Annotated in this window: 13 protein-coding genes; 10 read left to right on the forward strand and 3 right to left on the reverse strand. The window is 40.3% G+C overall.

Features of this window, described 5'->3' with window-relative positions:
* Position 1: 1 nt before the first annotated feature.
* Genes H5114_RS07180 through H5114_RS07190 form a run of 3 tightly spaced genes read left to right on the forward strand, consistent with a single transcriptional unit; the run spans position 2 to position 4232 of the window.
* On the forward strand, positions 2-3520 hold the full coding sequence (locus tag H5114_RS07180; RefSeq protein ID WP_182722541.1) for a pilus assembly protein: 3519 nt from the start codon (positions 2-4) through the stop codon (positions 3518-3520).
* Between the two features lie 2 nt (positions 3521-3522).
* Positions 3523-3930 (forward strand): type IV pilin protein, encoded by a 408-nt coding sequence (locus H5114_RS07185; RefSeq protein ID WP_259395256.1) that lies wholly within the window; start codon positions 3523-3525, stop codon positions 3928-3930.
* Positions 3927-4232 (forward strand): TapY2 family type IVa secretion system protein, encoded by a 306-nt coding sequence (locus H5114_RS07190; protein ID WP_182722542.1) that lies wholly within the window; start codon positions 3927-3929, stop codon positions 4230-4232. The genes H5114_RS07185 and H5114_RS07190 overlap by 4 nt, the downstream gene beginning before the upstream one ends.
* Before the next feature lie 49 nt (positions 4233-4281).
* On the opposite strand, the gene H5114_RS07195 is transcribed toward H5114_RS07190, so the two are convergent.
* Positions 4282-4806: a GspH/FimT family pseudopilin gene (locus tag H5114_RS07195; RefSeq protein ID WP_182722543.1), complete on the reverse strand. Its 525-nt coding sequence runs from the start codon at positions 4804-4806 to the stop codon at positions 4282-4284.
* A 128-nt stretch (positions 4807-4934) separates the two neighbouring features.
* A complete protein-coding gene (locus tag H5114_RS07200; RefSeq protein ID WP_182722544.1) occupies positions 4935-5456 on the reverse strand; it encodes a GspH/FimT family pseudopilin in 522 nt (173 codons plus the stop codon).
* 379 nt (positions 5457-5835) lie between these two features.
* Here H5114_RS07200 and glnB point away from each other — a divergent pair, with 379 nt between their 5' ends.
* Together glnB and H5114_RS07210 are read left to right on the forward strand one after the other, a co-directional pair.
* Positions 5836-6174 (forward strand): nitrogen regulatory protein P-II, encoded by a 339-nt coding sequence (glnB, locus tag H5114_RS07205; protein ID WP_124017158.1) that lies wholly within the window; start codon positions 5836-5838, stop codon positions 6172-6174.
* 77 nt (positions 6175-6251) lie between these two features.
* Positions 6252-7538: an NAD(P)/FAD-dependent oxidoreductase gene (locus H5114_RS07210; protein WP_182698351.1), complete on the forward strand. Its 1287-nt coding sequence runs from the start codon at positions 6252-6254 to the stop codon at positions 7536-7538.
* Positions 7539-7593: 55 nt separating this feature from the next.
* Here the strand turns inward: H5114_RS07210 and H5114_RS07215 are convergent, their stop codons facing one another.
* A complete protein-coding gene (locus H5114_RS07215; protein ID WP_182698352.1) occupies positions 7594-8607 on the reverse strand; it encodes a LacI family DNA-binding transcriptional regulator in 1014 nt (337 codons plus the stop codon).
* 393 nt (positions 8608-9000) lie between these two features.
* Here H5114_RS07215 and H5114_RS07220 point away from each other — a divergent pair, with 393 nt between their 5' ends.
* The 5 genes from H5114_RS07220 (at position 9001) to nagK (ending at position 19083) form a co-directional block, all read left to right on the forward strand.
* Positions 9001-11613 (forward strand): TonB-dependent receptor, encoded by a 2613-nt coding sequence (locus tag H5114_RS07220; RefSeq protein WP_124017161.1) that lies wholly within the window; start codon positions 9001-9003, stop codon positions 11611-11613.
* Between the two features lie 77 nt (positions 11614-11690).
* Positions 11691-13214: a tryptophan halogenase family protein gene (locus tag H5114_RS07225; RefSeq protein WP_182722545.1), complete on the forward strand. Its 1524-nt coding sequence runs from the start codon at positions 11691-11693 to the stop codon at positions 13212-13214.
* A gap of 194 nt (positions 13215-13408) precedes the next feature.
* The gene (locus H5114_RS07230; protein ID WP_182722546.1) at positions 13409-14110 is read left to right on the forward strand and encodes a SapC family protein; all 702 of its coding nucleotides are present in this window, start codon (positions 13409-13411) and stop codon (positions 14108-14110) included.
* Positions 14111-15215: 1105 nt separating this feature from the next.
* Positions 15216-17906, forward strand: coding sequence for a family 20 glycosylhydrolase (locus H5114_RS07235; protein WP_182722547.1), 2691 nt, complete (start codon positions 15216-15218; stop codon positions 17904-17906).
* 256 nt (positions 17907-18162) lie between these two features.
* Positions 18163-19083, forward strand: a complete 921-nt coding sequence (gene nagK / locus H5114_RS07240; RefSeq protein WP_182722548.1) for an N-acetylglucosamine kinase — start codon at positions 18163-18165, stop codon at positions 19081-19083.
* The last annotated feature ends 53 nt before the right edge of the window (positions 19084-19136 follow it).

Genomic DNA, 19136 nt, shown 5'->3' on the forward strand with positions numbered 1-19136 from the left:
CATGTTTTTTAAACAATTATTATCTACATTGCTATTTGCTATCTTGGCTTTCTCATCCATCAGTTTCGCCGATGATACTGAGTTGTATGTGCTTGAGTCTACCGCTCGTACTGGTTCTAAGCCGCAAGTACTGATTATTTTTGATACATCAGGCAGTATGAGTACTAGTTTTAAAACAGATGAGCCTTATGAACGAGGTAAAGAAAACACCTCAAATGGTTCATTAAAGGGCGATACTAAACTGTATTTTACTCGCAGTAGTTCTAGTATTCCTGCGGTAAGCAGCAACCAGTTTTTTTTACATAGTGTTAATGGCTGCGATGTGGGTGAAAAATACCTTGAGGATTATGGTATGTTCACTGGATATCTTCGCGAGCATAAGTATGTTGGTGAGAACGGCGTATGGTCTGAATTACCGTTAACGGATGGCCGCTCAATTAAGCAAGTAGATTGCTATGAAGATGTTGCTGAGCGTAACTATTATAATAATGGTACTAACTTTTATGGTTTTCCTGTTGATGGTTTAGGAACCAGCGCGGATCCTATTCGTTATGTGGCAGCAAATAATTCATCATCCACAGCTGAAATAGATGCCGCAATAGAAAAGTCTAAGTTGACCAATTTTGGTATAGGGCAACCAGTCACGTTATATACTGAAAAATATGTAAGCTGGTATCACAGCACTAAAAATCAAAAAAAATATTCAAGATTAGAGGTGGCACAACGTGTAATTGAAGACACTATTGTCACAACACCAGGTGTAGATTTTGGGTTATCTGTTTTTAACCGAAATTATGCAGATGGCTCAAAAAGTGGTGGCCGTATTGTGTATGGTATCACTACAAATAACGAATCGAATAAGTCGAACTTATTGACCACAATTGGCAAGTTTAAAGCTGATGGTTACACGCCATTATGTGAAAATTTATACGAAGCTTATCGTTACTTTGCTGGTTTAGGGGTTTTCTACGGTGATGACGATGATAGCCAAGATCCAGAACGAGATAAAACGATAGAAAAGGATAATAGCTATATTTCTCCATTTTTTGGCAAGCAATGTCAAGATAAAGCCTATGTTATTTATGTGACAGATGGTGAGCCAACCCGTGATAATAATGCTGATACTGAGATTAGAAAACTTTCTGGTATTACAAACGCTAACAAATATTCAGGGAACTTTTTGCCCGCCCTTGCTGGTTGGTTAAATAGCAATGACGTCAATACCACTATTGATGGTACTCAGACTGTATCGACTTACACTATCGGTTTTGGTTCTGATGCAAGTTCAGTAGCGGCTATTCTGAAAGAAACTGCTACTCGTGGTGGTGGTGCAACCTACACAGCTGCTGATGCTCAAAAATTACAAGAAGCATTACAGTCCATTTTCTCTAATATTTTAGAAACTAATTCCAGTTTTACCTCTCCATCTATTGCGAGTAATAACTTTGATAGAACCCAAACATTAGACTCAGTTTACTACGCGATGTTTTTACCTAATGAAGGTCCTCGGTGGGTCGGCAACTTAAAAAAGTTTAAGGTTACTGGATCGGGAGACATAGTTGATAAAAATGGTGATGATGCCATTGGTGATGATGGAAACTTAGCCTCATCTGCATGTTCTTACTGGACTGATAATTCCGTCTGTACTGCCACAAGTGGTGGCGGTGATGGTAATAACGTTGAAATTGGTGGTGCATTAACCAAGCTTCAATCAACCCCTACTCGAACGTTATATGGTAATTTTGGTGCTGGTGGCGCTATTAAGGCCTTTACCAAATCAAACGCTGCAACCAGTCCTGGTATTAGTAGCGAAGCGGCTTTAGCTTCCTTTATGGGGGTCGATAAAACTGAACTTACCAAATTATTTGATTGGGCTAAAGGTGTCGACGTTGATGATGAAGACAAAGATGGTTCAACAACTGATAAGCGTTCAGATATTATGGGCGACCCACTGCACTCTAAACCGTTAGCCATTAACTATGGTACTGCCGGATCCCCAGATATACGTATTTTACTTGGCACCAATGCTGGCTTTTTACACATGTTTAAAGACAGTGGTTCGAGTGTTGAAGAGTCATGGGCATTTATGCCCCAGGAATTATTACCTAACCTTCGTGAGTTAAGGGCAAACGTACCAACAGGCGTTCATTCTGTTTACGGTATGGATAGCCCGCCTGTTGCATATGTAAAAAGAAATGCATCAGGTGCAATTGATAAAGCTTGGTTATTTGTGGGTATGCGTCGCGGGGGGAAATCTTATTATGCCCTTAACATTACAAATCCTGATTCACCACAATTTATGTGGAAAGTTGACCCTAGCTCCACTGGGATGAGTGATATGGGCGAGTCTTGGGCTGAACCAGTGGTCACGTTCATCCCTGGCGTACCTGCAGGCAATACCTCTGCGGATACAGCCTCTCCAGTGGTTATTATTGGCGGTGGATATAACCCTTCAACAAAAGATAGTGCTGGAGTTGGTACTGATGACACTACCGGCCGCAGTGTTTATATTTTAAACGCTGAAACTGGAGCCCTAGTTTATCGATTTGGTACAGGTTCTAGTGGAACACAATTACCTGGTATTGTTGACAGCATTCCAAATAGCATCGCAATATTAGACAGTAACAGTGATAAATTAACTGACAGATTATATGCAACTGATACAGGGGCTAATATTTGGCGTATGGATTTACCTAGTGCTTCACCGACTAGCTCTACCAGTCCGTGGACTGCGTTTAAGTTTGCGAGTTTAGGAGGTTCCACACAAGCTACTGATAGACGATTTTTTGCAGAGCCTGCAGTGGCGCAAACGGTATTTACTAATATCTCTGAAGTATCAGTCACTGACTCGTCTAATAATACAACCACGAACCTGACGTATCAAAATATCCCTTATGATGCTGTGACCGTTGGCAGTGGCCACAGACCGCATCCTTTAGATACAACGCGCTCAGATAAGTTTTTTGTTTTACAAGACCGTAATGTTGTTACTAAATCGTTTACTGGTGCGGCAGGTAAAGAGATACCTGCTCCGTTGGAGTTAGCAAATCTTTATAATGTATCTTCTACGCCTCCGAAAACTGAACAGCAAAATATTGAGTTTGGTGCAAAACGAGGTTGGTATTATAACTTCGCCGCTAAAGGAGAAAAAAGTTTATCGGCCTCTACAATCATCCAAGGAAAAGTGTTCTTTACCTCTTATGTTCCTGGGGATAATACATCTGCAAACCAATGTTTAGCCATTGGTCAAGGTCGATTATACGGTTTTGATTTACACAAAGGTACTCGTTCATATACTCAAGAGTATTTAGAAATGGGCGCTCGAGTTCCTGATACTCCTCAGTTAGTTATACCGCCTAATGGAACATCAGATAGTTATATGTATTTAATTGGTATTGGTTCTGCTGGTGATGACATGGATAAAGTGGATGATGAGGGGGATGGGTGTGCTGCTGGTGATGATAAATGTATCGGTGGTGGTTTAGGTATTAATAAAATTTATTATCATATTGATGAGTAGGAATGAGTAAAAAAATGAAGCAGCTACAGTTCGGATTTACATTAATTGAAGTGATGATCACTGTCGTGATAGTGGGCATTTTAGCTTCAATAGCATATCCTAATTATACTCAGTTTGTTGCTAAAGGTGCTCGTGGTGACGGTTTGGCTGGGGTGATGCATGTCGCCAATTTACAAGAACAGTATTATTTAGATCATCGAAGCTTTGCAACTGATATGACTAAACTTGGGTTGAATGCAGATCCTTGGATTGTTGAAAATACCTATTATAAGGTTGATACAACGCTGAGTGGTGATGATTATACCGTGACAGCTACTGCTGTAGGAGTACAAGCGACTCGTGATACGGCTTGTGCAACGATATCTTTAACCTCAACGGGCGCTAAGTCACCTTCGGAGTGTTGGAAATGAGAACAAACATAATATTCACAGCAATTTTATATTTCTTGAGTACTTCCTCTGCTTTTGCTGAAGATAAAACTGATTATATTCCGTATAAATGTCATATAGAAACACCCAACGGTCCAAATATTGCCGTTTTTGTATGGGAAAAAAAATCAGTTGTACAAGAGCAAAGTGCTCTACTCGCGGAATACGTGCCAACAATATCTAACGAACGTTTATTGGTTAAACGAGTTGTTGAATGCATTGCAGAAGATAAAAAATTTAAAGATGCACACTTGCGAGAATTAGATGAACAAAGAACTTATTAATTCATTTCATCACTAACATAAAGAAGGCTTACCTAGGTAAGCCTTTTTACTAACTGCAAGCAATGGTGGTACTAACTTTAGACATTCTGCCTGACGAATTAATATTTACGGCCTCAGATGAACTACTGTCCGCGCTGCCTGGGCAATAACGCAAAGTGCCGCTGTTGCCATTCGCCACCATACCATCAGGGTTAAAACTGTATCGTGATAAATCTGATTTAATAATATCGTTACTGTTAAATGCATCTACCTTGCGTAATACTACATCAGCAATACCATTGGTTGTATCCATAGTGCCAATAGTGCCATTATCAATGAATATGCTAAAACCCTTGGTCCAGTCACTGCCACATGATGTCGATGCCATTGGGCAGACTGAGACTCTACTGCCATAACTAACTGCTTGGCTACGCGCAAATACAAATGATGATTCAATTGTACTGATAGCGCTTCTTGCTCGAATACCTTCATAAAGGCTGGTCAGCGAAGGCACTCCAATTGCTAACAGTATTGCAGCAACTGCAACAGTGACCATCAATTCTACTAGGGTAAATCCAGATTGTATTTTTTTCATGCAAGAGTCCTCCGCCATATAAGCAAGAGTATAACCAAGCACAACCTGAATAACAGTGTTTTATTGACTATTTGCGGACATCTGTCGCAATCAATTTCTTACGTGTAAATTTGTCATTTTACGATTCGCTAAAGTTTGCATGTTATATTTTTCTTCTTTGATATCCTTACCCTCCCAGCTTGATTAACAATAACCGCTTTTGCATATTCACTATCAACCTTTCCAGGGCAATAAGTTAATGTGCCATTAGTGCCAGAGGCAAGTCCATCAGGTTGAAAGCGGATCGCCGGGCGGTTATATCTAATATAATCATTTTCATTAAACGGTGATGTCTGTTGGAGTAGTTGGTCATTCGCATCAAGTTGATTTTTTTCACCTTGGTCAATAAAAACACTTAGCCCAAGACTCCAATCCTCAGAACACACGTTTTCAACTAAAGGGCAAACCGTTACCCTTGCACCGTAACTTATGGCCATATTTCGGCCTAATTGAATAGTTTGTTGAATAACTTGAATATTACTTCTGGCTCTGATTTGTTCAATCACGTCATTTAATGGGGGGATAGCTATCAATGACATAATTGAAGCGACTAGCGTGGTGATAATAACTTCAATCAAACTGAAGCCATTTTCTTGAATAGAAAATCTCATCGTTGTTCATCCTTAAACGTTGTCAGCTGCGTCCTGCAGCAAGATTAGGTTAGTATAGAAAATGAACAGTGGATTTGCTGCGAAATATCTTTTCATAAATACGTAAAATAGCCGCGACAATTGGCAGCGCTTTCAAGTAAGATATTTGAATGACGTTAGCAAGCATATAAACTGTAATTAGGACATATGCTTAATCATCCTCTGCAAAGGATAACAATAATTTTCAAACAGTCTTTGCCATGTATTAGCGTGCAAATACCTGTTGTAACACAAATGGTGAGTTTTATATTGCAGACGTGAAGCGATCTTTATATCGATTTATCTCATCTCTTATACCGAGTAGGGTTAATCAACAAATTAGCGATGACAGGAGTATTTAATGAAAAAAGTCGAAGCGATTATTAAACCGTTTAAACTTGATGATGTGCGTGAGTCACTTGCTGAAATTGGCATTACGGGTATGACAGTATCTGAAGTTAAAGGTTTTGGCCGTCAAAAAGGTCATACAGAGCTCTATCGTGGTGCAGAATACATGGTGGATTTTTTACCTAAAGTAAAAATCGAGCTCGTTATTCAAGATGAGCTTTTAGAGCGTGCAATCGATGTCATCGTTGATACTGCTAGAACCGGAAAGATTGGTGATGGTAAAATTTTTGTAACCGATGTAGAGCGTGTTATTCGTATTCGTACCGGCGAAGAAAATGAAGAAGCAGTTTAAGGCCCATAAGGGCCTTTTTTTATACGTGTATATTTTTGTAGTTAAGTTGTTGGAATAAGGTATCTCTGAGGTAATGTATGGTTCAGCGAATTGTTATCGTAGGTGGTGGGGCTGCAGGGTTAGCGTTGGCTTCAAAATTGGGACGAAAATTTGGTAAAAACCCGTTAGTTGATATTAGTTTAATAGATAAAAATACCGTTCACATTTGGAAGCCCAAATTGCACGAAGTGGCAGTTGGTGTCATTGATCAATCAATTGAAGGGCTACAGTATCGAGATCACGGTTTAAAGAACGGTTACCGATATATTCGTGGCGCTATTGATCAATGTGATCCGAATACCAAACAAATCCAGCTGGCTCCAGTGTACAACGATGAAGGTGAGATCATTATTGCTGCGCGCAATATTGAATATGATACGCTTGTTTTAGCATTGGGAGGCGTTTCAAATAGCTTTAATACACCAGGCGCTGAAAAACATTGTATTTTCTTAGACAGCTTAGATAGTGCTAATCTGTTTCATCATAAGCTCATGGATGCACTATTACAGCTTAATGAAACCCAAGACCAGTTAGGTATAGGTATTGTAGGAGCTGGCGCCACAGGCGTTGAGCTTGCAGCTGAACTTCATCATGTTATTGAATCAGTAAGAGAGTATGGCTACCAAAATATTTCTAAAGATCATTTAGACATAAACTTAATTGAAGCATCAAGCAAAATCCTCCCGCAATTACCAGAGCAAGTCAGTACAAGAGCACAAACTGTACTGTCAAAGTTAGGCGTTAAATTGCATTTAGGTGTGCAGGTTAAAGAAGTCACTAAAGAAGGTTTCGTTACAGCGACTGGCGAGACTATCAAAGCCAACATTAAAGTATGGGCAGCAGGCGTAAAAGGTCCGAAAGTTTTTGAACACTTTACTCAACTTCCGATCACTCCCCGTAATCAAATTGATGTAGATGATTGTATGCATGTTAAAGGCATTGATGATATTTACGCCTTAGGTGACTGTGCGCAACTTATTTTACCATCAGGTAAACCTGTGCCACCAAGAGCCCAGGCGGCAGCCCAAATGGCCGATTGCCTTTATGCCAATATTTGCTTGAAGATGAAACAACAACCAGAAAAGCCTTTCGTGTATAAGGACTATGGCTCATTGGTTTCACTTAGTCGTTTTTCAGCAGTGGGTAATTTAATGGGCAGTCTACGTTCAGGAGACTTTTTTGTTGAAGGTCATATCGCGCGTTTGATGTATATTTCGCTTTATCAGCGTCATTTAGCCAGTTTATATGGCTGGTTCTCGGCCTCAGTATATCGTATTGCGCAAAAACTACTGCGCTGGCAACGTCCTAAACTTAAGTTGCATTAAACGAGTTTATGTTGATAAACATCAGAAAGCCTCTATTGATAGAGGCTTTCTGGTGTTATGTAGGCGAGGTTGTTGAGTTACGAATAACCGGTGTTGGAGTAAAGCATCTGAACGTTTCAGTTGTTTGATTTTTGCGTTTATCAATTAACAGTTGCGTCGCAATTTGAGCAATTTCGATATTGGGTTGATGGACTGTGGTTAATTTAGGCCATGTTTGACGAGAGAATGGGCTATCTTCAAAACCGACAATAGATAGTTCTGTTGGAATATCGAGTCCAGCTAAGCGCGCTGCAAATAATGCTCCAGCGGCGATCTCATCGTTACAGGCAACAATGGCAGTCGGCCGTTTAGCCATAGCAATGAGTTTATTTGCACCAGCTAAACCGGACTCGAATGAGTATTCCCCTTCAAGCACCCAATCAGTATTTAGAATTAGAGAGTTGTTTTTTAACGCTTTCTTAAATCCAAGTAATCGCTCTTTTGTTGATTCATGTTGTAAATCACCACTAAGAAATGCAATGTGTTTATGGCCCAAATCAATAAGATGTTGAGTAATTTCAACCGCACCTCTTTGGTCATTAACCAATACCGTCAATCCGTTACTATTGATGATCTTTTCACCAGCAATAATTTTAACGTAATTAGCACCTATTTGGTCTAAGGCTGCCAAAATATTAGGGTCTTCGGACATCGGTGGTGTAAGTACCAACCCTGCCAATCTAGCATGCTTAACCATAGTGGTCAGCTCATCACAAATGGTCTCGGATTTTGCATTACATGGATGAATAAGTAATTCAAATCCTCTGTCTTTACAGGCAGATAAAATACCGTTTTGCATATCAATGACATAATACGCATTGGGGTTATCGTAAATAAAACCAATAACATACGAGCTAGTGCTCGCTAAATTTCTTGCTGCTAAATTAGGTTGGTAATTTAATGCTGTTATCGCTTGGTTTACTTTATCAATGGTGGCTTGTTTTACTGAGGGTTCTTTATTTGTCACCCGTGAAACAGTTTTTATCGATACGCCGGCATATTTTGCGACGTCGTTAATCGTTACTTTCATGTCAGAAATGACTCTTCATTCAGGCGAAACACCACTCAACAAGGCAAATTGCCGCAACATTAAATGGGTTATTTGTCTGCTAATAGTGCGAGTTTTTGTATAAATTGGCAATCCTCAATTTCATTTCTACTCATATTACGCCATTTATTACAATTAAAAATACATACTGTCTAAAATCATTTTCCTATCTATATAAATGTTTTTTAATGATTTGTTATTTTTTTTAGGTTGTTTATCAAGCAAAAAAATTAATGAATTAGCAGGATCGGTTATTTTTTTGTGGCGTCATTGTTAATTTTTGTGTAATGTTTGCTCCAGACATGACAGCGTTGTCATTCCTAAGGAATGGTTATGAACTCAAAAACGATAATAAAGTTATGGAAGGGGAAAAAGATGCGACCATCTATCTTTAAAAAAAATGTACTTGCTACTCAAATTGCGATTCTGTTTGGCAGTATAGTGTCAGTGGGTGCTATTGCAGCAGAAGAAATTACTGTTGATGATAACATTGAAAAAATTGAAGTTCGTGGGATGCGTGCCTCCATGAAAGCTTCAATTAACGAAAAACGTTTTGCTAATTCTGTAGTGGATTCAGTAACGGCAGAAGATATTGGTAAGTTTCCTGATGGCGATGTCGGTGAGTCATTAGGTCGTATCCCTGGGGTTGCAGTAAACCGCCAGTTTGGTCAAGGTCAGCAGGTGTCTATTCGTGGTGCCTCGAGCCAATTGACTAGCACATTGTTAAACGGACATTCAGTTGCATCTACTGGTTGGTTTGATCAGCAAGCCATTGACCGTAGTTTTAACTATTCGTTACTACCACCGCAAATGATCAGTGGTATCGAAGTGTATAAATCTTCGCAAGCTGATTTACCTGAAGGTGGTATCGGTGGCACGGTAATCGTTAAGACTCGTAAGCCATTAGACTTAGAGTCAAACACAGTATTTTTAAGTGCCAAAGGTGACTATGGCACGATTTCAGAAGAAACTGATCCTGAATTATCTGGCCTATATAGCTGGAAAAATGAAAACGAAAACTTCGGTTTCTTAATCTCTGGTGCTGGTGCGAACACCCAGTATCAGCGTAATGGTATTGAAACCTTGCTAGGTTGGGGTGAAATTGTTCCTTCTACCTTCCAACAAGACCGTGAACGCACTGCGTTAAACGTCGCCGCGCAATACCGTGCTAATGATGCATTAGAGTTTGGCTTAACCTACACAGGTTTAAGTCTAAAGGCTGATAATGCCAACACATCCATTTTCTTATTCCCAACTCAGCAAGGTGTTAGCACTTGTAATCAAACTAACGCTGCGGGTGTGTGTACAGATATTACTCATACTGGTGTGGATGCTTTCGCTTGGAACCAAACTTGGGCTCGAGAAGCTGAAATGACTTCTGATACCCTTGATTTCAATTTCGCTTATGATAATGAAAATTTCAAAATTGAAGGTAGTATCGGTAATACCAAGGCAGATGGTGGTACCAGTTTAACCTCTAACTACGGTAACTCAATCGGTAAGCCTTCAGATTTTGCTGGCCACTATGATGCAACGGGCAATATCATTGACATCGATATTGCTAATAAAAACTTTAGTGCTGAAGACTATAATGGCCAATTATCTGGCGCGGGTTGGGCATTAAAGAAACAGCCTAATACCGACGAAGAAACCTATGCCCAGTTTGATGTGACAGTGCCAACAGATTTAGGGGCCATTTCGTCAATCAAAACAGGTATTCGTTATGCTGACCACGATGTGACTCAACAAACTGATGCTGCAATCGTTGGTGATATCGCCGTTCATGATGCCTCTTATTATTTTGACGGCACAATGAGCTCGGGTGCTGGTTTTACTTTGCCTAAGCCAAACTTTGATAACATGATTAACGATGCTAAAGCGGCAATTAACGGTTTTACTCGTGACAAGTCTGGTTACGGTACATTGAACGAGAAAAACCTATCAGTGTATGCAATGGCTAACTTCGAGTCTGAAGGCATTCGTGGTAACTTTGGTTTACGTTATATCTCTACCGACATAGAATCTGACTACTATGCACTCAGTTCTACAGGTCAGTTTGCTGATGCAACATCAACAGATTCTGCTAGTTACAGTGATGTGTTACCAAGCTTAAACGTCGCGTTTGATTTAGCTCCAGATCTGATTTTACGTACTTCTGCATCACAGGTAATGTCTCGCCCTAACTATGCAGAGCTATTTGCTACGTCAACATTACCGGGTTTAAACGATGGTACTCCTGGTAACGAGAAGCTTAACCGTGGTTCTGTTTCATTAGACCCATTTAAAGCAACTCAAGCCGACTTAAGTTTAGAGTGGTATTTCAGCGATTCAGGTTTAGCTGCAGCAACTTACTTTATTAAAGATGTAAGTTCATTCATTTCAACTCGTCAAAAGTTAAACCAACAAATCGGTATTAACGATAATGACCTTGCTGCTCAAGGCCAAAGCGCTTGTGGAGTCGGTGTATATGATTGCTGGACGGTAAGTGAGAAATACAATGCTACCGGTGGTCGTATTGAAGGTCTTGAATTGCAACTTCAAGATTCATATGAAAACGGTTTAGGTTACTCTATTAACTATACTTATGCAGATGCAGGTTCTCCTGCAGAAAACTATCCTGATCAAGTGGGTGTATTCTCTGATTCGTCTAAGCATACAGTTAACTTAGTCGGTTACTATGAGATGGATGCATTTTCAGCCCGCTTGGCCTATAACTGGCGCAGTGAATACATGATGCGTGAATTACCTGGCTTCTATGGTAACCGTCAACATGAAGACTATGGCACACTTGATTTAAGCACAACATATAGCGTGACAGATTGGATGGATATAACGTTTGAAGCAGTTAACTTAACCGAAGAAGACAGCATCCAGACAGGTGTAGCACCACTAGACTCTGAAGTGATTGCTGAGTTTAAAGCAGACTACCCAGTGTGGAGCTTTGAAGGTGAAGCTCGCTATAAAGTGGGTGTCGCATTCCGTTTCTAATCTAATCTAATAGATTAATTGAGTCATATACTAAAAGCCCTGCATTTGCCGGGCTTTTTATTGGATTAAGAGGTGATATGAAAATTCAATCAGTTGCGATTGTTGGTGGCGGAACTGCGGGATGGTTGGCGGCCAATCATCTTGCAAAAGCGCTATTTAATCAAAATATTACTATTACTTTGATCGAGTCCCCTGATATTCCAACTATTGGTGTTGGTGAAGGAACCGTACCGACGATCCGTAAAACATTACAAAGTTTTGGCATCAGTGAAACCGAGTTTATTACCCGTTGTGATGTGACATTTAAGCAGTCGATTAAGTTTCAAAATTGGCTTGATCGTCATCGTCATGGCAGAGATAATTTTTATCATCACCTTTTTGACCCTCCGAGTCCAATGGGAGATGATCTATCTTCGTTATGGCTACAAAATCCCAGTGATGCTTACAGCCAGTTAGTCTCCAGTCAATTTGACGTTTGCGAAGCAAACCTTGCCCCTAAGTTAATTACAACTCCTGAATATCAGGCCGTACAAGGTTATGCTTATCATCTAAATGCAGCAAAGTTTGCTTTGTTGTTAGCTGAAAATGCTAAACAGAAATTTGCGGTTAATCATGTTAAAGCCAATGTGATCGATACCCGTTTGCACCCCGATGGTAGTATTGCATCATTGGTTTTAGATAAATGTGGAGAGCAGGAATTTGATTTTTATATCGACTGCAGTGGTTTTGATTCAATCTTATTAGCAAAAGCACTGAAGGTTCCGTTTGTGGATAAATCTCAGGAGCTGTTTGTTAACAAAGCCGTTGTTGTGCAAGTGCCAACTGAACCTGATGCCATTATTCCCCCTTATACTAAGGCAACGGCTCATCAAGCTGGTTGGATATGGGATATCGCTTTATCAAATCGCCGTGGGGTTGGGTTAGTGTATTCAAGTGCTCATCTCGATGATGAGCAAGCCGAACAAAAGCTCAATCGGTATCTCAGTGGCCAATTAGATCAATACTCGTATCGCACTATTCCAATGAAAGTGGGTTACCGTAAACAGTTTTGGGCTAAGAACTGTGTCGCTTTAGGATTGGCTCAAGGATTTTTAGAGCCCATAGAGGCAACATCAATCATGCTAACGGATTTTTCAGCAGGTTACTTGGCAAGTCGTTTTCCTAGTGATAGTAGCCAATGTGAAAGTTTATCCGAGCGATTTAATCAGACTATGTCGTATGCATGGGAACGGGTCGTTGAGTTTGCCAAAATGCATTATTGTCTTTCTGATCGTAATGATTCAGATTTTTGGATAGATAATCGCGACCCACAGACTATCCCGGCAGGATTAAGTAACAAACTGGCGTTATGGCAAGAGTATGTGCCCTTGAGTGAAGACCTATTTTCTAAGTTTGAAGTGTTCAATGTAGAAAATTACCTGTATGTATTGTATGGCATGAAATTTTTGACATACAAGAAAATAATGTCTGAGTCCTCATTAGTGCTCGCTAAACAGCATGCCGCAAGGATTCGACGGCACAGCGAACAGTTATGCCAACATTTACCTGCTCACCGAGAGTTACTCAGTAAAATACATCAATATGGTCTGCAGAAAATATGATGACAAATCTATTTGCTGGTGGATATTTAAGCAAGTGGTAAGTTAAAGCGCAAAATCGTTATATTCGTGCTTGTAAAAATTGGTTAACTTGGTAGTTTCAATACTAATTTATTGTAAACAGGTTATAACCAACCTGTGATCGTTTTATCTATCGTCGCGATTACCTGCACAGAGCCGCACCCAAAGGAGCCAAGATGTCCAACCAAATTACTCTACTCGACCCAGCTAAACACAGTGATCTCAAAATAGTTTCTAGTGATTACACACATATAGCAGAACAACATATTGTGCCTGTGACCTTACATGAAATTGGCCGTGCTGCGACAGAGTACCCCATTGTATTTGTTAAAAATAGTGACACCGGTGAGTTTCAATCGGTGGCAATGCTCGGTCTTAAACCCGGCCAAAACCTAAGTGTAAAAGACGGTAAGTGGTTAGGGTTATATATTCCTGCCGTAATCCGTGACTATCCGCTTGGCTTAGTGTTGAATCCAGACGTAAAAGACAAAGTGTGGATTGGTATTCGTGAGCAGTCTAAAGATGTCAGCACTACTGAAGGCCAAGCGCTATTTGAAGCGGAAAAAGAGACCCCATTCTTAGAGGCTCGTAAGCAAGAGTTAATTAGCCATTATGAGCAAGACCAAGCGACAAGAGGCATTTTAGGCTTTTTAGCGGAGCAGGGATTACTCGTAAGTCAAACATTAACCGTAGATGTTGCAGGCGAGAAACGTAATATTAACGGCTTATATCTCATTGACGAGCAAAAATTAAATCAGCTATCCGATGAGGCATTTTTAGAACTAAAAAAACGTGGCATTTTAGGGCCTATTTATGGCCATCTAGGCTCGTTAAATCAAGTTAATCGACTTGCGCGCATGGAAGTATTAGGCCGCTAGTCAACTGATTATAAAAATGGCGCCTAAATGGCGCCATTTTTAGATAACATACTTAGTTAAGTTAGCATGATAATGCCTGTTAATATCATTCTAAACGAAATAGTTACTTCAGCTTAACGGATTAAAAAAACACCTCAATATCAACCATTGTTGCGGGTTCTAAAATCACTGACGATACGGTGCACATACTCACGATCATGCAGTTACAATGGATAACTTAGTCCAACATTCCGCCTCAATAACAGATAAATAGCCACTATTCATTAATGCCAACAAATAACAAAGCAGTCACTAGACTGCGATAAAATTCAGTACCATTAACATAGTATTGCTCAATAATGGGCTTTACTGAATGTTGTAACAGTCATTTATTATAATTTTTTGAGTACTGTTATAAATAATAAAACTGCTGCATAAAATAGAAAACTCAATAAAACTTGCCATTTTGGTTTTATCTGTGCCGCTGAGCATAATGAACCCCTATCGAACTACACTAACCGACATTCAAAAACATTAGTAAAAAATAATATTCAGCAGGAGTAAAGGCCAAATCTACAAATTCGGCGGGGGATAACTTTAGTTTGATTATGAGTTTATGGGGATTTTACGATGTACAGAGCCTTATCTTATTTGTAACAAGTATGTTTGTCATAAATCGAAGTTGAATTTTGTATATCAAGGCGCTCAGGTTTTTTGTTAAAGCATTGATATATATGGTTGTTAATATAGTTATGTTTGTTTTTGTCGGCTAATGTAAAAAAGCTGGATCTCATTGGTTAAAATTGGTAACTTATGCATGACAGCGTTGTCATTGGCGATTGTAACGTTGTTTCAGTTTAACGTGATGAGGAGTAGCTCTCCCATTCATGTTTAATAGTGGCACTTCAGGTTGAATCATCACTATCCCTTAAGATACTTTTTACTTTCTCCCAAGAAAAAAGTATGGGCTGGTGCATATCTTAAGCGATTTATGTTCCAGCTTTTTTACTGGTAATAAGCAAGTAACCTGATATTAAATAAAGGCTAATTGACACTAAACATTATGTCAGTTAGCTAAACCGATAATGGTAAATTAGCTGTACTTCTTCATGATAACGAGGACGCAATGAAAACAACTTGGACGTTTAGTGCCATAATTATGGCTTTCTACTTAGTCGCATGCACACCATCACAATCATCAGCGCCTATGTCGGAAATGGCTTTGCAGTCTTGGAGTCAAGATGATTTAGCCAAATTTGCAGATGACGTGAGCGTGACATATCGCTTAGTGTCTAATTTAACCGACGAAGCCTGTGCTGAAGGTGCCAAAGCGACTGAGCGTTGTTTTATTGCTGAGATTGATTTCACCAGTTCATACGATATGTTGCTAGCTGATTGGGCTATTTACTTTAGCCAAATGCGACCTGTACAAGCAGTATTAAGTGATGAGTTTACGATTGAGCAAATTAAAGGTGATCTTCATCGAATAACTCCGACCGCCGCTTTTACTGGTTTTCATGCAAGACAAGCCAACACACTGCGTTTTCGTGGCGAATTGTGGCAACTCTCTGAAACTGATGCCATGCCCAATTACTATATTGTGGCTAACGATGCTCAAGGTGTTGAGCTGACCCCGCAAGTGATTAATAGTACTCGTGTACAGCAAGACCCTGAAACCAATATGGAAGTTCGACCTTATGATCAAGCATTTACCGATGCTAAAAGACAGTATCAGCGCAGCCCAACAGACAAGTTAGTCTGGGCTAAGCCGGAAATACTGTTTACCCAAAATAATACGGTATCTGCCGATGCCAGTTTAACCGTTGATTCATTACTACCGACTCCTAAATCGCAAGTTATTATTGCTAATGGCAAGGCGATATCCTTGCATCAAGGTATTAATGTTAGTCGCCAAAACCTGGTCGATGTGCAGCTTGAACTGCACGATATTCAAGCCGCATTAGCTCGCCTGGAGCGCATTGGTGTCAGGCAATCGAGTGCAGGCGTCCCGTTAGTATTCGAGCGATTATCTCAGGACAATAACCAAAGCACAGATCGCTATGAGTTAATTATTAATCAACAAAACATGATCATTAAAGCCGCTAATGCTAGTGGATTTAGTTATGGTATTTCATCGTTAAGTTCATTACTTAATATTGACTCGTTAACCGTTAACCCTATGCAGATAAAAGATAGTCCTCGATACGTTTATCGAGGGATGCACGTTGATGTGTCTCGTAATTTTCACAGTAAGCAGTTTATTTTAGATTTGCTAGATCAAATGGCAGCTTATAAATTAAACAAACTGCATTTACATATGGGCGATGATGAAGGATGGCGATTAGAAATTGACGGTTTACCGGAACTTACCGATGTTGGTAGTAAACGTTGTCACGACTTGTCTGAAACTCGTTGTATTTTACCACAGCTAGGCAGTGGGCCTTTTTCGGATACTAAGGTGAATGGTTTCTATAGCAAAGAGGATTATATTGATATTATTAAGTACGCCAATGCTCGACAAATTCAAGTGATCCCTTCAATGGACATGCCTGGTCATTCACGCGCAGCGATCAAATCGATGGAGGTTCGTTATCGAAATATGATGGCAAAAGCGGATAAAAAGGCGGCAAATGAGTTCATATTAGCGGACTCAAACGATACAACACAGTATTCATCGGTACAGTATTACAACGACAACACATTAAACGTCTGTATGGAGTCAACTTACCGTTTTATAGATAAAGTGATTACTGAAATCGCTAAATTACATGAACAAGCGGGGCAGCCGTTAGAGACCTATCATATAGGTGCAGATGAAACCGCAGGCGCTTGGCTTGAGTCGCCTATTTGCCAAGCGTTTATAGCGAGCAACCAATACGGTGTCACTGATATCAATCATGTTGGCGCTTATTTCATTGAACGTGTCGCTAATATGTTAGCCGACAAAGGTATTCAACCAGCAGGTTGGAGTGATGGCATGAGCCACACTAATCCAGCCCGCATGCCTGCTCATTCTCAAAGTAATGTCTGGGATCTCGTATCACATAAAGGCTATCAACGCGCTCACCAACAAGCTAATAACGGTTGGACGACGGTATTGTCCAACCCTGAAGTGCTTTACTTTGATTTTCCCTATGAAGCTGACCCAAAGGAACATGGTTACTATTGGGGAACTCGAGCCTTGAATAGCCATCATGTTTTTAGCTTCATGCCAGGTAACTTACCCGCTAATGCCGAACAATGGTTCGATATAGAAGGGCAACCTTTTGAAGCCGATGACCGTCCTCAATTAGACGATACAGGCAAGCAAACTGCTGGCCCAATGAAGGCTGGTGAAACTGTTGACGGTATACAAGGGCAAATATGGAGTGAAACGTTACGCAGTGATCAAACCGTTGAGTATATGATTTATCCGCGACTATTAATGTTAGCAGAGCGAGCATGGTATAAACCTGAATGGGAAGTGCCATACCAATACGCAGGGGCTGTGTATAACCAAACAACAGATCATTTCACTACTACAATGCGTCAACAGCAAGCACGTCAATGGCAAAAAATCGCCAACCACCTAGGCAATAAAGAACTGGCAAAGCTAGATCATGCAGGTATTAATTATCGTGTTCCCACCGTTGGTGCAGTAATTAACGACGGCATATTAAGTGCGAATATTGCTTTTCCTGGCTTACAGATAGAATATCGGGAAGGTGATAAGCCTTGGCAAGTATATACCTCGGCGGTGGCGGTGAAACGCCCTGTTGATGTTAGAGCAGTAGCCGCTAATGGTAAGCGAAAAGGCCGAACTCTGCGTGTAGACTAATTGTTAAACCAGTAGACACCCGCGTCGTCAGTATCATATGCGCTGGCGACGTGTTACCCCTAATATCAGCAGACAATTTAGTTATACAACCTCCTGTTAAATATGATGTAAATATCATTTCTGTTGATTATTAGTGTTTTTTGTTAAAAATTAAATGACAGCGTTGTCATTTTTGGTGTAACATGGCGTTAACTTATTAACAGGCTTGATGACTATCAAAAATAGTAGCGTTAAACAGAATACCAAGAGGACAGTCATGGGTAACAAACAGCCTAACGAACAGCAACTTTATATCGGTATTGATGGCGGTGGCAGTAAATGTCGTGCCACGATTTACTCCGATGACGGTCAACAACTTGGCACCGCAGTGGCTGGTCGTGCCAATCCACTACATGGTTTAGAGCAAACGTTTCAATCAATGATTGAGTCATCACAGTTGGCTTTAGTCGATGCCGGTTTTTCACCTGACACTTGCCATCAGTTAGTCGCTGGTATTGGTTTAGCAGGAGTTAATGTTGGCCAGTTTTATCAGCAAATTATTCAGTGGCAACATCCATTTAAAGCCATGTATCTTACGACTGACTTGCATACAGCCTGTATTGGTGCTCATCACGGTGAAGATGGTGCGGTTATTATTACTGGTACTGGTTCATGTGGTTATGCGCATGTTGGTCAGCAAAGTATTATTTTAGGCGGGCATGGATTTGCATTAGGTGACAAAGGCAGTGGTGCATGGCTTGGTTTAAAAGCGGTTGAGCACGTGTTACTTGCTCTGGACGGTTTTGCATGTTCAAGCAAGCTGACCGAGAGCTTACTGAATTATTTTAACGCTAAAAATGCCATCGATATTGTTGAACAGCTCGCCGGTCAATCATCTAGCGCTTATGCAAAGCTAGCTCGTATCGTATTGATGTGCGCACAGGATGGTGATGCTGTTGCAATCGCTATTGTACAAGATGGAGCAAATTACATAAGCGAGCTTGCTCGAAAACTATTTGTTCTTAAACCAAGTCGTTTTTCTATTATTGGTGGATTAGCAGAACCACTAACACCTTGGTTAGACAATGAGATAGCAAGCAAGATTTCACCCTCTATTTCGCCACCAGAATATGGGGCGTATTTGTTCGGCAAAAAGCAATTTTTAACTCAACCAATAGCTAATGTAAATCATCAGTAGAGTGTTTGTTGACGTTAATTGACGTCAACTCAATACCTACAAGGTTACTGGTT

The sequence above is a fragment of the Shewanella sp. SR43-8 genome, assembly GCF_014163775.1.
In the GTDB taxonomy this organism is placed as follows: domain Bacteria; phylum Pseudomonadota; class Gammaproteobacteria; order Enterobacterales; family Shewanellaceae; genus Shewanella; species Shewanella vesiculosa.

Bases quoted from the DNA above. Each gene is read 5' to 3' on its own strand.
- H5114_RS07190 (WP_182722542.1), top strand. From the start codon at position 3,927: ATGAGAACAAACATAATATTCACAGCAATTTTATATTTCTTGAGTACT.
- H5114_RS07210 (WP_182698351.1), top strand. From the start codon at position 6,252: ATGGTTCAGCGAATTGTTATCGTAGGTGGTGGGGCTGCAGGGTTAGCG.
- nagK (WP_182722548.1), top strand. From the start codon at position 18,163: ATGGGTAACAAACAGCCTAACGAACAGCAACTTTATATCGGTATTGAT.
- glnB (WP_124017158.1), top strand. From the start codon at position 5,836: ATGAAAAAAGTCGAAGCGATTATTAAACCGTTTAAACTTGATGATGTG.
- H5114_RS07225 (WP_182722545.1), top strand. From the start codon at position 11,691: ATGAAAATTCAATCAGTTGCGATTGTTGGTGGCGGAACTGCGGGATGG.
- H5114_RS07230 (WP_182722546.1), top strand. From the start codon at position 13,409: ATGTCCAACCAAATTACTCTACTCGACCCAGCTAAACACAGTGATCTC.
- H5114_RS07235 (WP_182722547.1), top strand. From the start codon at position 15,216: ATGAAAACAACTTGGACGTTTAGTGCCATAATTATGGCTTTCTACTTA.
- H5114_RS07220 (WP_124017161.1), top strand. From the start codon at position 9,001: ATGCGACCATCTATCTTTAAAAAAAATGTACTTGCTACTCAAATTGCG.
- H5114_RS07215 (WP_182698352.1), bottom strand. From the start codon at position 8,607: ATGAAAGTAACGATTAACGACGTCGCAAAATATGCCGGCGTATCGATA.
- H5114_RS07180 (WP_182722541.1), top strand. From the start codon at position 2: ATGTTTTTTAAACAATTATTATCTACATTGCTATTTGCTATCTTGGCT.
- H5114_RS07185 (WP_259395256.1), top strand. From the start codon at position 3,523: ATGAGTAAAAAAATGAAGCAGCTACAGTTCGGATTTACATTAATTGAA.
- H5114_RS07200 (WP_182722544.1), bottom strand. From the start codon at position 5,456: ATGAGATTTTCTATTCAAGAAAATGGCTTCAGTTTGATTGAAGTTATT.
- H5114_RS07195 (WP_182722543.1), bottom strand. From the start codon at position 4,806: ATGAAAAAAATACAATCTGGATTTACCCTAGTAGAATTGATGGTCACT.